At 66.2% G+C, this 21,002-nt stretch carries 21 protein-coding genes; 1 reads left to right on the top strand and 20 read right to left on the bottom strand.

All coding sequences use genetic code 11. From position 1 onward, the window contains the following. Positions 1–722: 722 nt before the first annotated feature. From DQG17_RS02795 to DQG17_RS02760, 8 genes are all read right to left on the bottom strand, one after another. Positions 723–3,071, bottom strand: a complete 2,349-nt coding sequence (locus DQG17_RS02795; RefSeq protein ID WP_198666012.1) for a phospholipase D-like domain-containing protein — start codon at positions 3,069–3,071, stop codon at positions 723–725. Between the two features lie 27 nt (positions 3,072–3,098). Beyond that, positions 3,099–7,025: a S8 family serine peptidase gene (locus DQG17_RS02790; protein ID WP_116131242.1), complete on the bottom strand. Its 3,927-nt coding sequence runs from the start codon at positions 7,023–7,025 to the stop codon at positions 3,099–3,101. A gap of 29 nt (positions 7,026–7,054) precedes the next feature. Continuing rightward, positions 7,055–7,525 (bottom strand): hypothetical protein, encoded by a 471-nt coding sequence (locus tag DQG17_RS02785; RefSeq protein ID WP_157973502.1) that lies wholly within the window; start codon positions 7,523–7,525, stop codon positions 7,055–7,057. A 21-nt stretch (positions 7,526–7,546) separates the two neighbouring features. After that, entirely contained in the window at positions 7,547–8,164 is a 618-nt protein-coding gene (locus DQG17_RS02780; RefSeq protein ID WP_116131238.1) for a hypothetical protein, read from the bottom strand. 27 nt (positions 8,165–8,191) lie between these two features. Next, positions 8,192–8,662, bottom strand: coding sequence for a hypothetical protein (locus DQG17_RS02775; protein WP_116131237.1), 471 nt, complete (start codon positions 8,660–8,662; stop codon positions 8,192–8,194). Continuing rightward, a complete protein-coding gene (locus DQG17_RS02770; protein WP_116131235.1) occupies positions 8,655–9,722 on the bottom strand; it encodes a hypothetical protein in 1,068 nt (355 codons plus the stop codon). Before DQG17_RS02770 ends, DQG17_RS02775 begins: the two co-directional genes overlap by 8 nt. Next, a complete protein-coding gene (locus tag DQG17_RS02765) occupies positions 9,719–10,003 on the bottom strand; it encodes a hypothetical protein (RefSeq protein ID WP_116131233.1) in 285 nt (94 codons plus the stop codon). Before DQG17_RS02765 ends, DQG17_RS02770 begins: the two co-directional genes overlap by 4 nt. A 132-nt stretch (positions 10,004–10,135) precedes the next feature. Beyond that, on the bottom strand, positions 10,136–10,960 hold the full coding sequence (locus tag DQG17_RS02760) for a bacterial transcriptional activator domain-containing protein (RefSeq protein WP_157973501.1): 825 nt from the start codon (positions 10,958–10,960) through the stop codon (positions 10,136–10,138). A gap of 233 nt (positions 10,961–11,193) precedes the next feature. Between DQG17_RS02760 and DQG17_RS02755 the strand changes: the two genes are divergently transcribed. Continuing rightward, positions 11,194–11,424, top strand: a complete 231-nt coding sequence (locus tag DQG17_RS02755) for a hypothetical protein (RefSeq protein WP_116131229.1) — start codon at positions 11,194–11,196, stop codon at positions 11,422–11,424. A 439-nt stretch (positions 11,425–11,863) separates the two neighbouring features. Here DQG17_RS02755 and DQG17_RS02750 read toward each other — a convergent pair whose 3' ends face one another. The 12 genes from DQG17_RS02750 to DQG17_RS02695 form a co-directional block, all read right to left on the bottom strand. Next, complete coding sequence (locus DQG17_RS02750) at positions 11,864–12,367, bottom strand: Hsp20/alpha crystallin family protein (RefSeq protein ID WP_116131228.1); 504 nt, start codon at positions 12,365–12,367, stop codon at positions 11,864–11,866. A 25-nt stretch (positions 12,368–12,392) separates the two neighbouring features. Then, positions 12,393–12,791 (bottom strand): Hsp20/alpha crystallin family protein, encoded by a 399-nt coding sequence (locus tag DQG17_RS02745; protein ID WP_116131226.1) that lies wholly within the window; start codon positions 12,789–12,791, stop codon positions 12,393–12,395. 15 nt (positions 12,792–12,806) lie between these two features. Then, on the bottom strand, positions 12,807–13,241 hold the full coding sequence (locus DQG17_RS02740) for an Hsp20/alpha crystallin family protein (protein ID WP_116131224.1): 435 nt from the start codon (positions 13,239–13,241) through the stop codon (positions 12,807–12,809). Between the two features lie 402 nt (positions 13,242–13,643). After that, complete coding sequence (locus DQG17_RS02735) at positions 13,644–14,237, bottom strand: hypothetical protein (RefSeq protein WP_116131222.1); 594 nt, start codon at positions 14,235–14,237, stop codon at positions 13,644–13,646. Positions 14,238–14,651: 414 nt separating this feature from the next. Next, positions 14,652–15,098, bottom strand: coding sequence for a hypothetical protein (locus tag DQG17_RS02730; protein ID WP_116131221.1), 447 nt, complete (start codon positions 15,096–15,098; stop codon positions 14,652–14,654). A gap of 439 nt (positions 15,099–15,537) precedes the next feature. Beyond that, a complete protein-coding gene (locus DQG17_RS02725; RefSeq protein ID WP_157973500.1) occupies positions 15,538–16,302 on the bottom strand; it encodes a helix-turn-helix domain-containing protein in 765 nt (254 codons plus the stop codon). Between the two features lie 115 nt (positions 16,303–16,417). Then, positions 16,418–16,684, bottom strand: a complete 267-nt coding sequence (locus DQG17_RS02720) for a hypothetical protein (RefSeq protein WP_116131217.1) — start codon at positions 16,682–16,684, stop codon at positions 16,418–16,420. A gap of 145 nt (positions 16,685–16,829) precedes the next feature. Then, positions 16,830–17,066 carry a hypothetical protein gene (locus tag DQG17_RS02715; RefSeq protein WP_157973499.1) on the bottom strand — a complete coding sequence of 79 codons (237 nt, stop codon included), beginning with the start codon at positions 17,064–17,066 and terminating at the stop codon, positions 16,830–16,832. Between the two features lie 4 nt (positions 17,067–17,070). Then, a complete protein-coding gene (locus DQG17_RS02710) occupies positions 17,071–17,607 on the bottom strand; it encodes a phage late control D family protein (RefSeq protein ID WP_116131214.1) in 537 nt (178 codons plus the stop codon). A gap of 3 nt (positions 17,608–17,610) precedes the next feature. After that, on the bottom strand, positions 17,611–17,826 hold the full coding sequence (locus DQG17_RS02705; protein ID WP_116131213.1) for a tail protein X: 216 nt from the start codon (positions 17,824–17,826) through the stop codon (positions 17,611–17,613). Beyond that, positions 17,823–18,242: a phage tail protein gene (locus tag DQG17_RS02700; protein ID WP_116131211.1), complete on the bottom strand. Its 420-nt coding sequence runs from the start codon at positions 18,240–18,242 to the stop codon at positions 17,823–17,825. The genes DQG17_RS02705 and DQG17_RS02700 overlap by 4 nt, the downstream gene beginning before the upstream one ends. Positions 18,243–18,256: 14 nt before the next feature. Further along, positions 18,257–20,974, bottom strand: coding sequence for a phage tail tape measure protein (locus DQG17_RS02695; protein ID WP_116131209.1), 2,718 nt, complete (start codon positions 20,972–20,974; stop codon positions 18,257–18,259). Positions 20,975–21,002 lie beyond the last annotated feature (28 nt).

Raw genomic sequence — 21,002 nt, 5'->3', positions numbered from 1 at the left:
CGATGCTGCGTGCTTCAATGGAAGTCTGGTATGGGGAAGCCGCGCTGTGGCAATGGTGATCCTTGCGAAGGGCAGGAAGAGCCGCGAAGCCCGGCATGGACCGGGCTGCAGCCAAATCCGCTTCCTGCGCATAGCCGACCTTGGTGCGCGGCGCAGCATGTAGATTTCGGTTGCTAGCGCTTGAATGGCCGCTTTTTCCTGTTTGGCATGGCGCCTTCGCAGAAGCAGCTAAGGACCGGTTTCCGCCCTTCGTGCACCACGTGAACAGTGCAGCATAGGGCAAATTGGGGCTCTGACCGTCATCTGAAAACTATGCCTGGGGATACTGGACCCGCGGCCGATATCCTGCTCCCTTCGGGGCTCCTGTATCATGTGCGAACCCTAGGCCATCGGGCCGGCACGGTTCATGGCCAGGATCTCTTGCGAGACCTTCAACCAGTCCCGGAACTCCGACATCGGCAGAGGGGAACCTCGTTCAGCGGGGTGCTGAGGGCATGCGCGACCAGACCGCATGCCCTGCGCAGATCATGAGACGTCACGCCGCCGCGGGATCCTCCGGGCCAGTCTGCTCCGGGCGGGTCTGCTCCGGGCGCGCCCTCGCCGTCGAGAACCATCCGAACCGCACGCTCGCGCACTTCAGGGGAAAACTTCTTCGTGGTCTCGCTCAGGATGCTCCATCCTGCTCAGGAGTTGGAGCCTCAAGCAAACCCGGCGCCGCCCTGCTATGGCCCGACCGGATCGACCAGATCGCGCAGCTTGTCCGAGGCGATGTCCATGATGCGCTGTTCGAGAACGGCGCGGCGGGTTGGTGTCGCAATACGGTGATCGAATTCGACCACGCGCGCGCTGGGTGGCCGAGCCGCCCCGCGCCAGAGCGCGGCCGAGGCGACGCCGTCGGCGACTGCACCGGCTGGCACGCCCAGGTGGTGACGCCACAGATCGACGCGATATGACTGAGCAAAGCTGAACCCGAGCGGCAGGACTTCGGCCGCCGCCTGTTCGCGCGATGCCGTGAAGACCGTGGGCGACGCCGCATCGTCAAAGACGAAGGCATCGACCTCGCTGTCGAAAGTATAGCCGCGACGATTGCAGTTTGCCGTGCCGATGACCGCAAGTTCATCGTCGAAGATCCAGCTTTTTGCGTGGACATAGGTATGATCGCCGAAGATCGGCGGCGGACGCCTGCTCCGCGACAGCTGAAACACCCCGAATTTGGCGCGCAGCGGCGCGGAAAGCCCCGACACCACACGTTCGACGAAATCGCGACGGTACTCCTTGGCGAAGGGCAGGTCCGAGATCGGTGTGCCCGGGATCAGGATCGTCACATGCGCCACCCGCCCCAGCGCCCGGCGCAGCGCATCGGCGGTGTCGAGGTCGATCAGATACTGATCCTCGCAATAGATGAACCGCCGCGCAGCCCCGATCGCGGCAAGCAGCAACGGCTTGATGTCGCGCTCGCGCTGCACCAGTGGCGGCAGGTTGCGGGTCGGGTTGAAGGTGCGCGCGACGATGACCGAGACCGGCCCGCCATGAGGCGCGTCGTTGGCTGAAGGATGGGTGATCGGGGCGGGCAGCGCCTGTGTTTCGCCGCGCAGCCGGCCCCTGGCCGCGCTTGCCGGATGGTGACGCCAGCGCGACAGGAAGGTCGAAAGCAGGTCGAAGGCGCTCGGCCCAATGACCCGGCAATGGTCGTCGTGGTGCGGCTGGCCGGTGTGCGGATCGACCACGCGCAGCCGATTGGGATTCATATCCAGCCCGCCGCAGTAGCCGACCAGCGTTTCGCCACGCCGCACCACCAACACCTTCTGATGGTGCGAGCCGCCGAGCCGGGCCAGATCGTCCTTGATCAGCCGCAGGATCACCGGGACCAGCAGCGGACTGACGCGCGCCGCCGCCAGCGCCGCAGCAAGCCGGGCCCGCGAAGCCAGCGTGTTGTTGGTGGTCAGGTCGTCCAGAATTGCCTTGCCGCCCGGCAAAGCCGAGATGTGCCGCACCACCTGCTCGGCGCTGATCCGCGCCGGATTGATCCCCGGCGGGGTGATCGAGGGCAGAGGTTGCTGCCATAGCATCGCTGCAACCTCGACCCCGCGCGCGGCCGCCGCGGTGAAGAGCGCGCGAAATGTCGATCCAGCATCGCCCGGCACCAGTTCGAAATCGTCGAAGTTGTCCCAGCCCAGCAGATAGACGAAGTCGCGCGTTCCCGAGGCAGCGCGGATGTCGGTCGTCATCATCCGGAAGGTCTGAGGCCCGTCGATCAGGGCATGCACCGCATTGCCGCTGCGCAGGACGGCGCGCGCCGACAGATGCGGCCGAAGGATCGGCCCCCACCGCGACGGATCGAGCGGCACATGGACCACGGGCAGGATCGGCAACGGCGGCACGATCGGAAGCGGCGGCTGCTCACGCAGGAAGGATTCGAGCGCGGCCCAGGTTCGTGCGCCGACAACCCCGTCCCATTCCGACGGCCGTTCGGGAAAGGCGAGGCGCTGGAACGCAATGACAGCACGGCGGGTATTGGTGCCGAATGCACCATCAAGGGTCAGCGGGCAGCGATCCAGACCAGGGCTTCCGGCCGACTGCCGACGTGCGTGAACCGCGTTCAGCCGGGCCTGCAACTCTGCGACCGCAGGACCGCGCGAGCCGTTGCGCAGCGTCGGCCGGTGCGTTTGCGGCAACTCTTCGGCCTCGGCGTCCGGGACGCGACGCACCAGCATCCGTCCCGGCAGCATCAGCCCGTCAGGCCCGGCAAGGCGCAATGCGACCGGCACCATCGCGCCCGCTCCGCTCTCGCGGACATGCACGTAGCGGCCCGGAAGATCGCCGGGCCGGCGCGGAACGCCGGCTTCTGGCCCAACCAGTATCGCGACCCGCGCGCGTCCGTCGCCGCCGAGGCGCAAAAGAAGGTCGCCGGTACGGGCCACGTCGCGCAGACGCTCCCCCGGCCGAGCCAGCACGAGAACGCCGCGATCGCCAGGATCGATCGCCCGGATATAGAGCGCGCCACCATCGATGGTTTCGGACAGGCCCAAAGCCTCGGCTGCCTCGGCGTGCATAAGGTCGTCGCTCTCCATTGCCTGTCCCCCCTCCCAAATCGCCATTCAGGGCGCCGTCGCCCCGGCGCGGCTGCGGCGCGGCGGCGCGGCGCTTCCCAACGGCGCGCCGCTGCCGAGCGCATAGGCCACACCGTCAAGCACACCGTCGAGAAATCCCGGATCCGAAAAGCATTCCGAATGCTCGACCCGCGAGAACACGCGGGCAAACAGCGGCCGTGTCAGCCCAGGACAGCTTGCGCTGGCCAGCGGCACGGTCCCGTCGCCTTCGCGCCGGATCGCGTTCGGTTCCAGCGCCACATCGGTGGTCAGTCCGCTCGATGCCAGAACGCCGGTACGGGGATGATAGCCAAGGCCGGCATGAAACCGCCCGGCGTCGGCGAACCGCGCGCGCAATGCGGACTTTTCCGCCGTGCTGAGGCCCGCATGCACCAGGCCGGCCGGTGCCGGGGCGGCATAGGCGTCATAGACCGATGCCGGCGCGCGGGGATGCGCGAGATGCCCCCACCAGCGCCGGCCGAGCGCGTTCGAGGGAAGAAGCTCCACGGCGCCCGGCAGGCGCGCCATAAGTCGCCCATAATAGAGCGGATTGGGGCGCAACAGCGAGTCGCTGAAGATCGCCGCGAAAAGCCGGGTGGTGATGAAATCTCCGATCCCCTCGTCCGCGTCATCGCGCTCCACCGGATCGAGCCCGAGCGCCTCGGCGGCCATTTCGGCCACCATCTCGCCCAGATTGCCGTCGATTGCGGGATCGAACCCGGTGCGCATGCGCCGCGCCGCAACGACCGCCCCGGCAGCCGGCATCACGCAATGCACCACCCCGCGCACCCGCGCCGCAATCAGCGGCAGCGCGCCGCGCACCACGAGCCCGCCCATCGAGTGGGTGACCAGCACCACCTCCTCGGCCCGTTCGCGTTCCAGCACGCTGTCGATGAAGCGTTCCAGCGCCCGTGCGTGGTTGCCGCAGGATTGTCGCCAGTCATATCCGAAGGCATAGACCGGAGAGCGCACGCCGGCCCTGCCCGATCTTCCCGGGTTGAACGTGCGCTCGAGCGCTGCAAGCAGCGGGCGATAGAAGCCGGAAGACAAATGATCCCAGCCCCGTGAATGTGCGACGACATCCGAAGTGTCGTCGATCCGCCGAGCCGTATTGCGGGCATCCAGTCCGGCCAGCTTGTCGGTGGCCGAGGCGCGGAACCAGCGCAGCATGGTGAGTCTGCTGTCGGGGTCCCAGTCGGGCAGCCTGCCTCCGGCCAGGCGCAGCCGCGTGCCCATGACCCCGGGCAGGGCAATGATCGGGATCGTGCGCGCCGCGGGCCGCGCTGCGACCTCGACCTCGGGCGGCAGCGTCGTCCCGGGCAGATCGTCGTGCCCACCGCCCCGGGTCGCGTCGAGCAACGCCGCCCAGCTGCGTCGTCCCAGAACGCCGTCCCACTGGTCCGGGGCGTCGGGGAACGCGACGCGCTGAAACGCCCTGGCAGCGGCCTCGGTACGCGCGCCATAGCGCCCGTCGATTGCCAACGGCGCGTCGAGCAGCGGCGCCTCACCCAGCAGGCGCCGCGCGGCGTCAAGCCGGTTCAGTCGGACCTGAGCCTCGCGCACCGCCGGCCCCGAGGCGCCGCGGCGCAGGGTCGGGCGGCCGTCGGGCGCATCGCCCGCCTCGCCGCTTCGCAGCACCAGAGTTCCGGGCAGAACCAGACCGTCAGGGCCCATGATCCGCCGCAGCGCGCCCTCGCCAGTCGTTTCGGCGACCCGGACATAGTATCCCGGATATCCCAGCGCGAGGTCCGCCGCGCTCTCGCCCGGCGCGACTGCGCTGCGCGGCCGCAATCTCGGGTCGAGGACGATCCGGCAGGTCGGTCGCGCGGCGCCCAGACCCTGCACCACCAGATCGCCCGGCATCAGCGGCCCGGCGGGGCGCAATCCCGGCCAGGCGACGACGGCAAGGCTCGGATCTTCGGGATCGATTGCCCGGTCGAGCACCTGCAGCGGATCGTCCGCAGCCACCGTCTCCGGATACCCTTCCGGCGCCGCCTCGCGTGTGACCGCAGCAACAAGCGGCGGACCTTCACCCAGAACCGCCTCAAGCTCGGCCTCGCTCATCGCGCCGAGCACGCGCTGCTGCACGGTCGGCTGGGTAAAGTCGCGCCCCACAGTCCAGGCCGTGCGCTGCACGGGCGCAGACGCGTCCTCGGCTTCGGCCATGATCCCTTCCTCCTCTGTTGCACCACCCTCCCCGCTCGCTGCCGTGCCGATCCTGCGGGCGCGGGCAACCGCCGCGGAAATGTCGAGCCGCCCGTATCCCCATCGCGGATCCGCCTCGGGCGGCGGCGCGAGCGTGGCGAAAAGCGCCGCACGCAGGATCGCGATCGGATGCGCACCGGCGGCCTGCAGCATCAGCGCCGCGGTCCCGGTGACATGCGGTGCGGCCATGCTGGTGCCGCTCATGCGCACATATCCCGGCTCGGCTGCGGCATCGCCGCGCGAGCGCACCGACAATACCCGCACCCCCGGCGCGACCAGCAACGGTTTCGGCCGCCCGTCCCGGGTCGGCCCGACGCTGGAGAAACGCGCGAGCCTCGGCCGGTCCGAATGGCCGTCATAGGCCCCGACCGCGATGGTGCGCAGCGCATTGCATATGCTGCCGGTGGAGCCGCTCGGCTCGGCCCGGTCGTCAGGGAAACGCACCTGGCAGGGCGGACAGCGCGGGTTGCGCTCGATCCAGGCGTGCCATCGGCCGTCCACCACGTCGATCCCGGTCAATTCCAGCCGCCAGTCGCCGGAAGGTGCCACCGGCCGCAGCACCAATTGAATCAGATGGTCGCCGTTGTTCGGATCGAAAGCGCGGTGATAGAGTGTGCCGAAGTCGCCGTCCGGCCCACGTAGCACCGCATTTTCGCCGCGAGGCGCCGCAGCCATTTGCCCATCGGGCGCGACGACCCGGGCATGAAAGGTGTCGGCCGCCTTGTACCAGACCTCGACCGTGATCGCGGTATCGTCGCGCTTTTCCAACCGGAACGGCACCGTATCGGTCTGGGTCTCGTGCAGCCGTCCCGCCATGTGAACGTCGCGGGCATAATAGTTGCCGGTGCTCTGGACCACGACGGTACCCGGGCGATTGGTGATCAGCCAGTCGATGGCCCGTTCGATCAGCAACGAGCCATCGTGGGGACCCGCATGCCGGCCGATGCTGAGATTGATCGCAACCGGCCGCCGACCGGCCACGCGGACTGCACAATCCACGGCCTCCATCAACCCGATCGAGTCGCCCAATTCGCCCAGACCCGGCCCGAGATGGCAAAAGAACAGATCCGCCTCGGGTGCGATCCCCTGCGGTCCGCCTGCCCGGCCGTTGCCCGCAGCGATGCCGAGGACATGGGAGCCGTGGGTCGGTGCATCGCCGATCGACGGCGCATAGCCCAGCGCCGCGAAAGGATCGCGCCCCGCCAGCGCCCGGTCGATGGCCGCCGGTCCGTGCAGGCGGCCATAGCCATAGGGCCGGGGCGAGGACCCCGAGGCACGCTGATCCCATAACCCGATCAGCCGCGTGCGCCCGTCACTGGCGCGAAAGTCGGGATGCGCGAAATCGCAGCCCCAGTCGATGACCGCGACCACCACGCCGCGTCCGGTCTCGGGCAGCCCCTCGGGTCGGCGGCGGTCCTCGTCGGTCGGCGTGGGGTCGGCTTCGCTCAGGCCGGGTTCGTCCGGACCCTCGGCCAGCCCCCCCCCAAGCTCGCCGGCATAGGTACGCGGTGCCTTGAGGCTTGCGACCGACGGATGATCGTGGATCGCCCGCAGTGCGCCGCGATCCGCCCGCCCGGTTGCGATGGTCCCGAAGCGCGCCACCAGATGGAGCCCCGGCGGCGGTTCCGCCCCCTCGTGCAGCCGGACGATGATCGCAACGTGATCCTCGGCGGCGCCTTCGGCGATCAGTTCCTCAAGCGCGGGGTCCATTCGCGATTGGGTCGATGTCATGGGAGTATCCCCATTCCGTTCCGGCGGGCTCAGGGCTGCTTGTTACCCGGCGAGGCGGTCGCGGCGGCCGCCTGCGCCTGTTTCATCCCCTCGACAACCGCGTCCCGGATGATCGGACCCAGTACCATCGCCAGCGCCTTTGGGTCGAGCTTGGCTCCGATCGTCCCGACCTCGGCCTGGATCAGCGGAACGGCCTTCTCGAACTCGGCATGGACCGTTTCCTCGACCAACGCGGCGAATGCGGCGTCGTCGATCACGTCCGGTCCGGCGTCGCCTGCGCCGGCCACATCGTCGCCCTTGTCGCCCTTGTCGCCACGATTGTTCTGTTCGAGTCTCAGTTGCTGGTCGATCACGACCTTGGTGGCGACGAAGCTCGCCGGTGTCGAGCCCATCACCCCCAGAAGGACGCCAGCCCTGCGCCGCGCCTCGACGCTCTCGACGCCGCGGCTCTCGGCCAACTTCTGGCCAAGGGCCAATCCCAGTGCCAGGTTCATACTCATGGTCCGGCTCCTTTCGGTTCGCTATTTGTTGCCGGAAAATGCGAGGACGAGCGCCAGCATCATCATGCTGCTGTTGTCGCCGCCAAACATCCCGCCGCCGGACCCGGACGAGCCGGAGCTGGAAAACAACAGGATGGGCAGTAACTTGGAGAAGGTGTCGCCCTCGTTCACCGGGATGGTATTGCCGCCGACCGTGACCGTGCCGGGGCTGCTGAGCAGCGGCATCAGAATCGAGATCTGCCGTGTCTCGTCCAGCGTGCGCTTCAGATCGTCGGTGGTCTTCTTGCGCGAAGCGATCTCGCGGCGCAGCGCCGTGCTCGTCCGCCCTGTCTCGACCTCAAGGCTGCGGGTCCGCGTGCCGAGGGTCTTGACCGAGGTCGACAGCACACCGATCCGGCCATCCAGCTTCTTCGCCGTGGCCGCCAGTTCGGCCTTGGTGGCAAAACCTCCGGGCGTCAGCCGGGCGACGGCATTTCCCCTGGGCGGGGTCTTGATTGGCGGGCGCAGTCGAATGCGGCGCCTTGGCCGGGCTTCAGCCCACATGTCGGCCTCGTCATCCGACTCGACCTCGTCGAAGACGTCCTCGGCGCTTTCGAACTCGTCCTCGTAGTCTGATTCATAGGAATAAGTATCAACCATGGTCTTCTACTCCCTTTCCGCATGGTTTCAGTGTGCCGCCGGTTCGTCGCTGCGCCCCGCGCGGGAGCGCTGTGGTCCGAAAAGCTGCTGACGCAGGTCCGGGTCGGGTCGGGTCATGCCGGGACGGCCGCGGCCCCGGCAACTCGGGCAGCCCGGATCCTCGCCCCAACACAGGCCGCAGGCGCCAAGCGCGGCGGCAAGCTCGGACAGACGTTCCTCGCTGGCGCGCGCCCGTTCCAGCAACCGCCGGCCGCTGGTCTTCAGCCGCAGGATCTGCGCCTCGGCGGCTTCCAGACGCTCGCTCAGATCGACGATGGTCTCGGTCCGGTCATCGACCGGTTCCGGCGCGGCGCCCTCCCTGGCGCGGCCGGACTGAAGAAGCTGCATCAACATCGCAAGCCGCGGATCGCTGCCGGCGAGTTGCGCCATGATCGACGCCGGATCGCCTGCAGGCTGGGACGGGTCGGGCTGTATCAGGTCCCTCGGCAGTTCAAGCATAGCGGATCTCCTCCATGGCGGCGTCACCGGGATCCCAATCCTCGGTTTCTTCATCCTCGTCCCAGCCGACCTCGGCCGGGTCCTCGTCCCATTCCCAATCCAGATCCTCGAGCGGATCGCCCTCCCAATCCTCGCCGAGGCCCCCGGCGTCCGCGCCGCCGAAGCCGAAATACGGATCGGGTGGCGCAAGCTGCACCGTAACCGGCGGGCGCTGCATCCAGATCGAGGGCGCCAGTGCCAGCAGCGTCAGCAGGGCATCGGTGCGGCCCTCGGCGTCCTCGGCATCGACGCCAAGCGCCGCCTCGGCGGCTTCGGCATAGGCCGGGGTCCGTTCGGCCCCGGGCTCGAACTCGGCCGCCTCGTGCGCGGCGCGCTGCGCCACCGTCGACAATGCCGCGAGCAACTGACTGACCGGCACCTGTTGTCCGGCAACCGAAGTCGTTTGCCGGGCATAGCGCCCCATCATCGCCGCGGTCAGCGATTGCAGCAGTTCGGGCCGCGCCAGCAGACCCGCCAGTGCGTTGGCGGCCCCGCTTGTGCCCGAAGAGCCGCGAGATTGCCCTCGCTGCATGGCCGCGGCCGCCTGACGGCCACCCGGCGTCGCACCGAGTGCCCCCGACCCGACCGACGTCAACGCCCCCAGTGCCCCGGTTGCACCGCCACCGCGCACGGTTGACACAAGACTTCCCGCGCCATGGATGGCACCGCCGATGTCACGCGCCGTGCGGTTGCGCGACTGCGAGAGTATTCCCCCCGTGGCACCCGCGGCAGCGCCGATCAGCGCCCCCCAGGGACCGAACGCCGATCCGGCCGCCGCGCCCTGCGCCACCGCAGGCAGCGCCCGCTGGATCACCGGAGCGGCCTGCTGGGCGAACCGGCCAACACCCCGGGCAGCATGGCTCAGGCCGCGGCCGATATCGTCGAACAGCCCCTCGACATCCTCGGCACTTGCCTCGGGGCCATAGATCTGGCGCACCAGCTGGTCGAGATCGGCAGCCGGAAGCCCGGCATATTCCGGCGCGAGGCTCGCGCGCAGGAGCGGGAAATCAGCGTCGCTCATGGTGGTCCCTCCGGATCGTTGTCGTTGCGGGTCTGCGGCTTGGCGCCGATAAGGCGGTGGAGCAAGGCGAACAGCCCCTGCTCCGTCTCGAAAGCGCCCAGCATGGCGCCGGACAAGTCGCGGATCGTCCCGCGCAGGCGCCCCGCACCGTGCGGTCCGACCTCGCGCCAGTAGCGCAGGAGCAGATTGCCCGCCGCCCGATCCCCGCGATTGTCCTCTGGTCTACCGCCATTCACGCCCCCGATTCCTTCGCGCTCGGCCGAATCGTTCCACGCTGCCATCACGGCATCACCGGGCCGTCACGCGTGGATCACCCGGGCGACACCGCGCCGGTTCAAGTCCGACACCGGCGCAGGCGCGGCCATGGCCCCGGCGGCGAGGACACAATGTCGGAACGGTGCGGTGTGGGAGGGTCAGATGGTCCCGAGCGTCCGCTCGATGGCCCAGAGCGCATCTACGAGGCTGTCGCGGGCATGGATCAACGTATCGCGATGTCCATCCGGCGGGATCGCCGTCGCTGGCGTCAAAGGCGCTTCGCCTCGCGCATCCAGAAGGCGGGCACGCAGCGCCAGTGTTTCCGGCATCGGCGGAACCTGCAATTCACGCGCCAAGGTCGCCTCGCAGATCTGGAACTGGCGCAGCGCAAGCCCGCGGTTTCCGCGACGCGAATAGGCTTCGATGAGCAGGCGTTGAGCATCCTCACGCAGCGGCTCGGCCGCACAGAGAACCCGGGCCGAGCGAATTGCCCCTGCCCATTCTTCCGCGTCGGCCTGTGCCCGGGAAAGTTCATAGAGCGCATCGAGATAGAGCGCCCGCAGCCGGGCGCGTTCGATGGCGATGTCCTCCTGATCGATATGGCCAAGAAATTCGCCGCAATGGGCGTGGAGCACCCGTGCGAGCCTTGCCCGGTTCCGCCGTTCGGAAAGCAGCGACGGCCGTTCGACCAGCGGCCTCGCGCGATGCTCGAAGGCCAGCGCATCGACCCAGATCGAGACCTTACGGGACAGTGCGACAAGGTTGCCGTCGGTCACCAAAGGGGTCGTGTCAGGATCAAGCCGCATCCGGATCCGCCACAGCGCGCTGGCCAGGCAATGACGCGCTGCCTCATGCTCCTTGTCTGGCCACAGCCGTTCCGCGATGCGCGCCCGGCTCAGACTTCGCCCTCGCACGGTCAGCAGGCAGCCGATCACGGACCAGAACAGGTCGGGCAGGTCCGGCACAGTGGAACCGCCTTTCACGAGGCGCTCCTGGCCGAGTACGTAGAGAGCCAAACGAGCCATGCTTTCATCGCTCAAGATGAGGCGAAGAGGAGGAACGGAAAGCGACCCTGAACTGCACGCGGTAATAAAAAATATCATCTGATCGGCTGCGAGTCATTGGATTTCGCGCCCGATCTGAAACGGCTCGAACCTCGCCCGGTTTTGTTGCGGTTGGAGTGCCCTCACGGAAATGGTCCACCAAGTGGGATGGCATGATCCGATTTCTGGAGGACCTGAAAATGGCCGGAAAGCGGGAGAAGCCGGAAAACGACGTCTTGAAGCTGCGGCAGGTTGAGGTGCTGCAGGGTCAGGGAAAATCGGTTCAGAAGGCGCTCCGTCAGATCGGCGTGACGGTTCAAACCTGTTGTCGCTGGCGCAAAGAGGACGGCGGAATGCACTGGACCGCCCCGCGCTTACCGGGGAATAGAACACTCAAAGGATGAGCCTGACGACGACTCGAAGCTTCACCCCGCCTTTCCAGCCGAACTGCGCGAACGCGGTGTTCGCTTTTTTCAAGAGCATCGCGCCGACTGCGCCAGCGCCACTGACGCCTGCACCAGGCCTCTTTCGTGCAACGGTGTGAATGGCATCGTGAACGCGCCTCCATACACGTTGTGAAGTTTTGTCACTCCTGAATTTCGCGTGCGAAGGGGCGGGATTTCGGAATGGCCAGACACGCTATCAAGACACGCCGGGCAAGATTTTCTCTCAACCCGGACCTCGCAAGACTCTAATTGGTGTCAGTTCACTGGCCGCAATCACGCCCTGCGCAACTGCCATGAACCAACGGCCGCAGTCGGTCAGCCCGCGGCAAGTCAATCAGCTCCGCCACGGCATTCCGAATGGGAGGGGAAGGGCTGTTCTTCCCCTCCCACGATGCTACTACGCGGGCTTGACCTCGATGCGCTTCAGCTTGGCCTGGGCCTCCTCGGTCTTCGGCACCTTGACCGTCAGCACACCGTTCTTGAACGAAGCCTCCGCCTTGTCGCTGTCGACGCCCGGAGGCAACGGCACGGTCCGATAGACCGACCCGTAGCTGCGCTCGGAGAGGTAGTAGCCCTTCTTTTCTTCCTTGCGCTCGACCTTCTTCTCGCCCTTCAGAGTGAGCAGATCGTCGCTCACGGTCAGGTCGATGTCTTTCATCTCCATACCCGGAAGCTCGATCGACAGTTCAACTGCATCGTCGGTCTCGACCACATCGGCTCGAGTCCCGCTCTTGTCCCAGGTCCAGTCGAAAGGACCTGTAGGCCTGTCGAGCCGACCCCAGAAGTCCTCGAAGACCCGGTTCATCTCGCGTTGCAGCGAGGTGATCGGGCTATCGTTTTCGGTTTTCCCCTCAGGGACCTTTTCCTTGTGTGCCCAGGGGACCAGATCCTTGATTTGCATCTCATCTCTCCTTTCTCGGCGTTGCTCACGCGGTCTTTACCGCGATCTTCTTGGGAAGTTTTTGCTCTGCGCGCGGCAGGCTGAGCGTCAGCACCCCGTTGCGCAGTTCGGCTTCGATCCGCTCGGGGTCGAGATCCTCCGAAAGGGTGAAGGCGCGCTCATAGTCACCTTCGCCATATTCCAGATGGGCCAGCTCCACATTCTCGGGTCGGAAAATCCGGACCGTGCCGCGGATCGTCAGAACCCGGCGCTCCAGCGAGATATCGAGATCGTCCGCGCCAACGCCCGGCATTTCGAGCATCAGCGACACGCCGTCGTCCGTCTCGACGATATCCGTCAGCGGCCTGTAAACTGGAACCCGAGCTCTGCTCTCGGCTGGCGTGGACTCGGCCTTGGTTTCTGGCTTGGTCAATTGGTCGTTCATCTCATGTACCTCCTCTCACTCGCCCCGGATCTCGATCCGCCGCGGCTTGTCGGCGTCCGGCCGGTGCAGCGCCACTTGCAGCACACCGTTCTTAAAGCGCGCCTCGACCTTGTCGGGATCGACCACGAAGGGCAGCTTCACCGCCCGGCTGAACTTGCCGTGGCTGCGCTCGCGCAGATGCCAGCGGGCGCCCTTGGGCGCGTCGGGCGCCTTGCGCTCGCCGGAGAGGGTGAAGGTGGTGTCCTTCACCGTGATCTCTATGTCTTCCAGTTCGACGCCGGGCAGCTCCGACGTGATCGCGACGGCCTCGTCGCCGCGCCAGACATTTACTGCCGGAAACCCCGGAGCATTCGACCAGTTGCCGGGGAACATGCGATCCATGTCGCGCGTCATGCGCTCCAGCTGCGCGAAGGGATCGTTTCTGAAAAAGGAAGAAGCGGGTGTCAGCATGTTGGCCTCCTCACGTTAGGGACGTTTCAGCGGCCGTGTGCCTCGGGCGCACGCGCCGCGGTCTGCCCGCGTGGAGACTGCAAACCTTTGTCCGCCCTGGCGGCGATCGCTCCGGATCGCCACTTCGACTTCGGAGGCCCCGTAAAACCGGCAAGCCATCCGCAGTCCGCCCTCGGGCCGGACCAGCCGTTTGCGACAGAACCCTTGGCAGGCATTCCATCGCTGATAAGGTAATTGGAACCTCTCAGTTCAAGACCCGAACCTTTGTGCCCGGTTTGAATTAATCGTCCCTGGAGAAGTCTGCGCGCCGTCCGCGTCGTGCTGGCGGGTTCCTGAGCCAACAGAAGATCCGCAAGCTCACCGCGGCGCCGGTTGCCGCCGAGGATCGTCGCGCCGCAGATATCATCCGGCTCTTGCCGCTTCGCCGGCCGGGCCGGCAACTGTCGCGACCAAAGGCGCGAATTCCTCGTGGTTCGCGGCGCAGACATGGGCAGAAGCAGCATGTAGGCATCGGTCGAAGTCAGCCTGCAGCCGAACCATGTCGAATTGCGTCCAAGTCGTTACAGCCTGAATGAGCGGCTGAAGGGCGCCTCTGGCGGGCTCAAAGGCCGGGTGGGTTGCTGTGTGCAGGAACGTCGCCGCCTCGAAATGCGCGGTATCGGGAAGGTCCATCGCGTCGTCGATGAACGCTGCGACCGCGCCGTCCAACTCCGTACCAACCAGTTTGGTCTGCCGACGCAACACGACGAGGAACTGGGCGGTCGCCTGGGACAGCGTCATCGACAGCCATTTCCAGGCGAGGTTCTCAGGCGCGGCCTCGTCCACTCCCTTGAAGGCCTTCGTGATCTTCTCGGCATGACCATAGGCCCGCGGAAGGAACTTCGCGAAACCATCGGGTGTGGCGGCACTCGAGGCCCCTAGTAGCAAGAAGACGGTCTCCCTGACCGCTGTGACCAGATCGCGGTGCCGTTCAGGCTTTCGAAACGCTATACTCAAGCCTCACCCCTTCGAAGGTCCCAAAATCTGTGGACCTCTCAGCAGATCATGGCGTCCTGAGGGATCTTCCTCTAGCCCATTCTGGATAGCTGAAGAAAATGGCGCACCTCGAAAACACTGCAGTGGCTTGGCAAGCCTTGCTTGCCGTGGAATGCCAAAATGGCCGATCTCTAAGGCTGGCCCACGACATTGGAAAAGTAGCGATGGGCGTGCCATTTCGAAGTGCCGGGGAGCCAGACGTGGCCAGATCGCCGCGTTGTTGCTTGACAAATTTTCGAACCTGGAGCCGGCATTCTCGATCCATGCGAATTGCCCCCCGCAAAGTGCTTGTGCGGAGCCCTGTCCGTCCACTAGCGAAGTTTCTTCAGCATCTGAACCGCCCCAGCCAGTCACGCAATGGCTGCTAAACCAACGCTAGGGTTTTCTAATGCTCAGACCAATATAATCTTTTATTTCCGAGATCGCCGTCCCAGCCCCCGTCGCCGACAAGATAGAATTAAGCAAAACATCGAGTGCATCGATTAAGCGACGCCAACCAAAAAAACTCCAGCCGCCTCGACCGGCAAGGTAGGCCTCATCTATAACCGCAAACTTGAACGTAAGTTCGGGCCCGGCCAGGCCATGCCTTTGGATTTGATCATCAGTCAACTCTAATATTTTCGTCTCGACTTCAGACGCATGCACCGGAAGCCGTTCCAATGCCGCGCGCATTGGATCGAGGAGCGCCTCGCTGAATGGGGGTTTCCAATTCTCCTCATCATTGTAAGCGATTAATCCAAGGAATCGAACCAAGTCGCCCAAGTATACTGCCAGCACATAACGCGGGTCTGTATATTCCTCACTTAAGAGCCGTCCAAGCATTCTAAAATACTCCTAGCCTTCAATTTTTACAAGCATAAGCGATTCGGCCGTCAAACCAAATATTTTTATCCGTTTGGGAATCTCAGATATCCAAAGTGTGCGAGGATCTTACGGATATTGTGGCCGCAGGCGCAGAGGACGGCAAAGACTGGATTGGCCTGCGACCAAGAGCAATAATGCCCCAATGGCCGCGCACACGAGGCAGGAATAGACACCCGATGACCTCTGTCGACCTGTCGCTTTCACCGCTCCGAGATGCGATCAACAGCACTGACAAGTCGTACCAGCTCGAGAGGATCAACTCCTGTGCTTCGGTCGCGGAACCGCATGAGACCGATTATCGGAGCCGCACCTGTGCGACGGTGGACCCGCCAAACAACTCGCAGACCTCTGTACAGTCGTTGATCGACAGCAGGCAAGGCCAAGCGCACCGCCATTCTCACGCGCCCCGTGCCAGAAGTTCCCTTGCGGCCTGCTCGAGCGCATCTGGGTCATGGGTCTCGGCAGTGCGATGCACGCTGCGCATCACGCTCGAGGCATGCACGCCAGAGCTGCCGGCGATCTCGCGATAGGACCGGCCCTCATAGACGTGCTGGACATACCACGACAGCGCGCGGTCCGAAGGGTCCGGGGCCCGCTCGACCAGGCAGAAACCGACGCCATGTTCGGTCCTGATCTGATAGGGCGAGCCTTCCAGCTTCTTGCGGATCTTGCTGACATAGACGTCGAGGATCTTGTGATCGGGCGGATCGTCGGGCCGGTCGGCATAGAGCCGCGCGAGCAGCGCGTCCTTCCCGATGCTGCGGTCGACCGAGCGTTGCAGGATCCGGAACAGCCGCGCCTCGCGCTGGCTGAACCCGAAGCGCTCCATCAGCGGGATCAGATCCCGGACATCGTCCGCCGAAAGATACTCGACCGTCTCGCGCGCGGTGGCGGCGTCCTCGTCGATCTCCTGATGGGTCGCGTTCATTTCCTGCAGGGCGTGAAGCGTCAGCCCGACGATGGCCTTTGCCGACCGGGCCGGCCAGCCGCGCCGCTTCTCCATCGCCTCGAGCGGTTCGTCCTGCAGGATTGCATCGTGCAACACCCGGTAGAGGGTCGGTGCGATCACGAAGGCATTCGGGTTCCTGTAGAACCTGTAGGCGGCAAGCACCTGCTGCTCGGTCAGCAGGCCCTTGCGCTTCAGCGACACGATCGTCTGCATCGGTTGCCGCCGCATCCTGACCGCGCCCCCAGCCTCGCTCCTGCCCCGCTGGTCCCGGCCGGTGGCCGGTGTCGTCCCGGCCGATTGTGAGTGTTCCGATGGGCGCGCCATGGCTTCAGGGCCTGCGCCAGGTGAAGCGATATTTCGCATCGCCGGTGACATGGACCCGAAGCGGTGGCGTGTTTTCCACGTCGATCTTGTAGACCCCGGCCTCCGAGAAGGTCAGGTCGCTGCCCGTCACCCAGGTACTTGCGGCATCCTGCAGCTGGATCTCGACCGTCCCGCTGCCGGGATCGACCTGCAGCGTCGCGACCCCGCCGTAAGGCCCGAAGCCCTTGCCGGACGCCGGGAAGACCGCGTCGACCTGTTTCCATTCCGTCATCTCTTGTTCCCGTCCTTTCGATCATCGCGCTTCACAGATCGCGCGCCATGCCGCGCGATTGCGGCCGATCTCCTGCTGTGTCCGCTCGGTGTCGGCGTGCGACCGGGTCGGCAGACTGTCGCGCCATGCATCGCAGAGCGCCGCCTCAGTCTCGGTAGCCGGACCCGTCATCGCGCAGTGCCCCGCCGGCAGCGCGACGGACAGCAACAGCGCGCTCCAGATCCTCGATCTGCATCTCACCTCGCACCTCCTTCCGCCCCGCCCTGCGCGCAGCACCGAGGGCCAGCAACAGCGCGCCTGCAGCCGCTGCCAGCCCGACAAGCGCCCCGACCGCGGCAAGAAACCCGCGGCCGAGGCGCGTTGAAAGCAGCCATGTCACCATGATGTCATCGGCCGAGATTCGCGCCGCTGCGGGCATCGTCGACCCGCGCCGCCTGAATGCGCCCGAACAGGCCCCAGATGACGAGGGCGGCCAGCGCCAGCGCGCCGATCCACCACAACTCGCCAAGGATGTCCGCCACCGAGGCGATCAGCCCGTGCTCGCCCGCGATCTGCGCCACGATCCGGCCGACGCTGGTATCGTCCCAATGCCGCGATCTGGTGGTCTTCATCTCGGCCCGGAAGTCCGCCGCATGGCCACTGACCGAGATCCTGTGCGGCAGGCAGGCGAACTCGACCTGATCGACGACATAGTCGCCGCGGAAGTCCTCGCCGCGAAAGCCGATCGAGACCTGCAGCACCGCGCCGCGCCGGGGCGAGATGAACCGCGGCTCGGAATCGTCGAACGCGATCGAGACCGCGTCAGAGCGGATCCCCTCGCGGTCGGTCACCTCGAGCCGCACCAGCCGCTCCCACGCGGCCCCGGCAACCGAGGTGCCATCGACGCTGACGGCGATCTGCGGTGTGTCCTGAACTCCGGCCATGGCTCAGTCCCACAGCTTCAGGCCGGTCGCTTCGGCCTGCGCATCGACAAGATCGGGCAGGATCACCAGCGCGCCCTGGGGCAGGCGCTGCGCCACGGCCCGAAGCCCCTGATTTGCCTCCAGCACCTGCTCGACCGCGCCCGAGGTATAGCCGTAGTGGCGCCAGCAGATCAGATCGAGCGCCTCGCCCTCCGAGGCGACATGGGTGGTCGCGGTCATATCGAGATCCCTGCGATGTTCAGAACCGCGCCGAGGCGCTTCAACTCGATCGAATAGGCATCGCGCCGCGGCGTGCCGTAGCGGTCATGCAGGCTCTGATCCTCGGATATCCGCTGCACGGCATGGCGGCCGAACACCTGCCCGCGGAGCGAGACCAGCATCAGCGGAATGCCGTTCTTCGCCGCGATCTGCAGCCCGCGCAGCGTCGTCAGCCCGCCATAGGCCGACGGGAACAGGACCCCGGTGATCGTGACCGAATCCGTCGAGGGCCCGGTCCATTGCTGGGCATGGTATTTCCCGGCGGTCTGAACCTCCGACCACGGGGTTTCGAGCGCGCGCGACAATCCGGTGTGGCCAAAGCCGATCGACCGGAACAGGAATGGCCCCAGCGCCATCGTGACGGGTCCAGACGACATGTCTTGTCCTTCCCTTAGTCCGAGAAACTGCCGCCGAACATCGCCGCGATCTCGCGGCCGAGGTCGTGGCGAACGGTGTCGACGACATCCGCGGCATTGCTGCCCGCGGGCATGGCGATCGGGATCGTGATGTTGAGCGTCCCGACCGCGGGGCGCATGCCGCCACCATGGCCGGCGGCCGCCGCCGGCAGCGCCGCCCCGATCGTGGCGGCAACCGAGGCATGGCGCGCCATTGCCAGCAACTGGCGGTTGTTGGCGATGAATCCCGAGCGCGAGGCAAACCATGCCTCGGGTCCGCGCTCGCCGACAATTACCGGCCCCGGGCCATACTGGCCGCCCGAGGCGCGGCGCTGCTCGCCCCTGCCCTTGCCGCGTGCGGGCGGTCGGGTGTGGCCGACATTGGCAATCGACTGGTATTGCTGGCTCAGCGCCCGCACCGCGGCCGCCGCCTCGTCGATCGACAGCGTGTCGATCTTCGGGGCAACCACGGTCTCTCCGACCGCATCGAGCGATCCTTTCAGACCATCGGCACTTTCGGCCGCGCTGTCGGCGCCAGCCTCGACTGCCCCCAGATCCTCGGTGACCTTCCCCATGCCGGCGCCCGGCGTGCCGTCCATCGGGTCCAGCCCGAACAGGCCGCGCAGCTTGTTCTGCGCCTCGACCAGTTGCTTCAGGCCCGGCAGGTTGCCCATCGCCCAGCCCATCTTCGCTTTGAAATCCTCGCCATTCGCGGCCATGAAGGCGGCCACCTCCGTCGGGTCGGTCGGGATGCGCGACGCGGCCTCGGCCATCAGGATCGAACTCATCACGCCCTTCCACCGGATCGCGCGGGTCGCGGCATTGATCCGCGTGCGGGTGCGCTCGGCGGCAAGGGCTGCCGCCTCCATCTCGCGTGCCATGCCGCTCGAGAACGCCTGCGCGCCGCTGATGGCCGGGCCAAAGTTCGGCACTGCCCCGCCAAGACCGCGCAGGCCGCTGGCCGCAAGACCCGCCTTGATCCCGATGCCGGTCAGCCCGAACCGGAACATCGCCAGCGTCGCGATTGCCCCTGCGGCCAACGCCAACAGGCTGCCGGCCGCCACAGCCGCGGCGCCGAGCGCCACGGTCCCCATGGCGATCGCCCGGGTCAGCCGCGGATGATCCTTGGCCCAATCGGCGAACCGCTTCGCGACTTTGCCGGTGATCGCCAGCAGATCGTTCAGCCCCGGCAACAGCGCATCGCCGAGCAGGATGCCGATGACCGACAGCTGGTTGTTCATCAGCTCGAGCGCGTTTACCGTCGTCTTCGAGCGTGTCTCGTATTCCTTCTGGGCGCTGCCGGCATAATCCGTCTCGTCGGCGACCAGTGCCAGCGCCTCGCGGAACAGGTCGGTGTTGGCGATCAGCATGTTGAGGCCCTGCGCCTCGTTACCGAACAGGTCCGACTGCACGCTCTTGCGCATGTAGTCGGGCAGCTTGTTCAGCCGCTCGATCACGTCGATCATGGTGCCGGTGCCGTCGACCATCATGCGCTTTGCGACATCGACGGAATTGAGCCCGATGGCCTTGAACGCGGTCTTCTGGGTCTTTGTCGCGGACTTGCCCCGAACCAGTGCCTGGCCCGCATTCTTGAACGAGGTATAGGCCACTTCCGGTGCGGCGCCGCCGGCGATCATCGCCGATCCCATCGCCATCGCCTCGGTCCGGGACATGCCAAAGCCCGTGCCCATGTCGCCCGCCCGCCGCATGAACTCCAGAACCTTCGGCGCCGAGGCGGCCGAGTTGTTCGACAGATGGTTCATGGCATCGAAGAGCTGGCCGGTTTCGTCGAGCGTCGCACTCAGCTGCGTCTTGATCTCGGCCATGGCACTGCCGGCGGTGTCCGCGGATATGTCGAAAGCAACGCCGATCTTCGCCGCCTTCTCGGCGAACGTGTCGAGATCGTCCTTCGCAATGCCCGATTGCCCGCCAGCCGCCACGATCTGCGCGATGCCTTCGGCCGACATCGGGATCCGCGTCGACATGTCGAGGATCTTGTTCTGCATCGCCCGCTGGTCGTCCGGCCCGGTGAAATCGACCACCTTGCGCACATCGGCCATGGCAGATTCAAACGCGACCGCCTTCCTGACCGGCGACATCACGCCGCCGATCACCCGCCGGCCGACCTGCCGCGTCGCCATGCCGGCGATGGCCATGTTGGCCGAACGCCCCATCCGTTCGTCGAACAGCCGCCGCGCCCCGGCCATCTTCTCCTGCGCCGCGGCCAGGCGCTGCATCTTGCCGATCTGCCGCTCGAACCCCTGCGTCGTGGCATCAAGGCTCGACACCAGCCGCCGTTCGTCACCGGCCAGATCGCGAACGTTCACGCCCGCGGCCGTCAGGCCCCGCTTCAGACCATTCAGCGCCGTCATGTTGGCGCGGTGCCTTTCCTCCATCTGCCCGGCGGCGCGGCGGGCGCCATCGAACTCGCGGCGCAGCGCAGCCGTCGGTTTGGCCGCCGAGGTCAGCTGCGTCTTCAGCTGCCGGACCCGCTCGCGTGCCTTGTCGAGATCTTTGGCGCTGGCGGCGACGGTCGTGCGCATCTTGCTGAAATCGCCGATCAGCTTGATCGGGCCGCGCAGCTTCTGCATCTCGCCGAGCTTTGTCCGCACCGTGTCCGAAAACCGGCCGGTGACCTTGCTCATGCCCTTGACGGTCGCCGAATACTGATCGACCGCCGTCAGGACCAGCTTGGTTTCGATCCGCTTGCCCATATCGATCCCTTGATGGCAGGTGCAGAAC

Source organism: Tropicimonas sp. IMCC34043 (genome assembly GCF_003390845.1).
In the GTDB taxonomy this organism is placed as follows: domain Bacteria; phylum Pseudomonadota; class Alphaproteobacteria; order Rhodobacterales; family Rhodobacteraceae; genus Tropicimonas.
The sequence above is the reverse complement of the archived record's forward strand: the minus strand, read 5'-3'. Positions and strand labels throughout refer to the sequence as shown.

Bases quoted from the DNA above. Each gene is read 5' to 3' on its own strand.
- DQG17_RS02695 (WP_116131209.1), bottom strand. From the start codon at position 20,974: ATGGGCAAGCGGATCGAAACCAAGCTGGTCCTGACGGCGGTCGATCAG.
- DQG17_RS02775 (WP_116131237.1), bottom strand. From the start codon at position 8,662: ATGCTTGAACTGCCGAGGGACCTGATACAGCCCGACCCGTCCCAGCCT.
- DQG17_RS02730 (WP_116131221.1), bottom strand. From the start codon at position 15,098: ATGCTTGGACGGCTCTTAAGTGAGGAATATACAGACCCGCGTTATGTG.
- DQG17_RS02725 (WP_157973500.1), bottom strand. From the start codon at position 16,302: ATGCAGACGATCGTGTCGCTGAAGCGCAAGGGCCTGCTGACCGAGCAG.
- DQG17_RS02750 (WP_116131228.1), bottom strand. From the start codon at position 12,367: ATGCAAATCAAGGATCTGGTCCCCTGGGCACACAAGGAAAAGGTCCCT.
- DQG17_RS02720 (WP_116131217.1), bottom strand. From the start codon at position 16,684: ATGACGGAATGGAAACAGGTCGACGCGGTCTTCCCGGCGTCCGGCAAG.
- DQG17_RS02705 (WP_116131213.1), bottom strand. From the start codon at position 17,826: ATGACCGCGACCACCCATGTCGCCTCGGAGGGCGAGGCGCTCGATCTG.
- DQG17_RS02710 (WP_116131214.1), bottom strand. From the start codon at position 17,607: ATGGCCGGAGTTCAGGACACACCGCAGATCGCCGTCAGCGTCGATGGC.
- DQG17_RS02780 (WP_116131238.1), bottom strand. From the start codon at position 8,164: ATGGTTGATACTTATTCCTATGAATCAGACTACGAGGACGAGTTCGAA.
- DQG17_RS02715 (WP_157973499.1), bottom strand. From the start codon at position 17,066: ATGGTGACATGGCTGCTTTCAACGCGCCTCGGCCGCGGGTTTCTTGCC.
- DQG17_RS02795 (WP_198666012.1), bottom strand. From the start codon at position 3,071: ATGGAGAGCGACGACCTTATGCACGCCGAGGCAGCCGAGGCTTTGGGC.
- DQG17_RS02755 (WP_116131229.1), top strand. From the start codon at position 11,194: ATGATCCGATTTCTGGAGGACCTGAAAATGGCCGGAAAGCGGGAGAAG.
- DQG17_RS02790 (WP_116131242.1), bottom strand. From the start codon at position 7,025: ATGACATCGACCCAATCGCGAATGGACCCCGCGCTTGAGGAACTGATC.
- DQG17_RS02785 (WP_157973502.1), bottom strand. From the start codon at position 7,525: ATGAGTATGAACCTGGCACTGGGATTGGCCCTTGGCCAGAAGTTGGCC.
- DQG17_RS02740 (WP_116131224.1), bottom strand. From the start codon at position 13,241: ATGCTGACACCCGCTTCTTCCTTTTTCAGAAACGATCCCTTCGCGCAG.
- DQG17_RS02770 (WP_116131235.1), bottom strand. From the start codon at position 9,722: ATGAGCGACGCTGATTTCCCGCTCCTGCGCGCGAGCCTCGCGCCGGAA.
- DQG17_RS02745 (WP_116131226.1), bottom strand. From the start codon at position 12,791: ATGAACGACCAATTGACCAAGCCAGAAACCAAGGCCGAGTCCACGCCA.
- DQG17_RS02700 (WP_116131211.1), bottom strand. From the start codon at position 18,242: ATGTCGTCTGGACCCGTCACGATGGCGCTGGGGCCATTCCTGTTCCGG.
- DQG17_RS02765 (WP_116131233.1), bottom strand. From the start codon at position 10,003: ATGGCAGCGTGGAACGATTCGGCCGAGCGCGAAGGAATCGGGGGCGTG.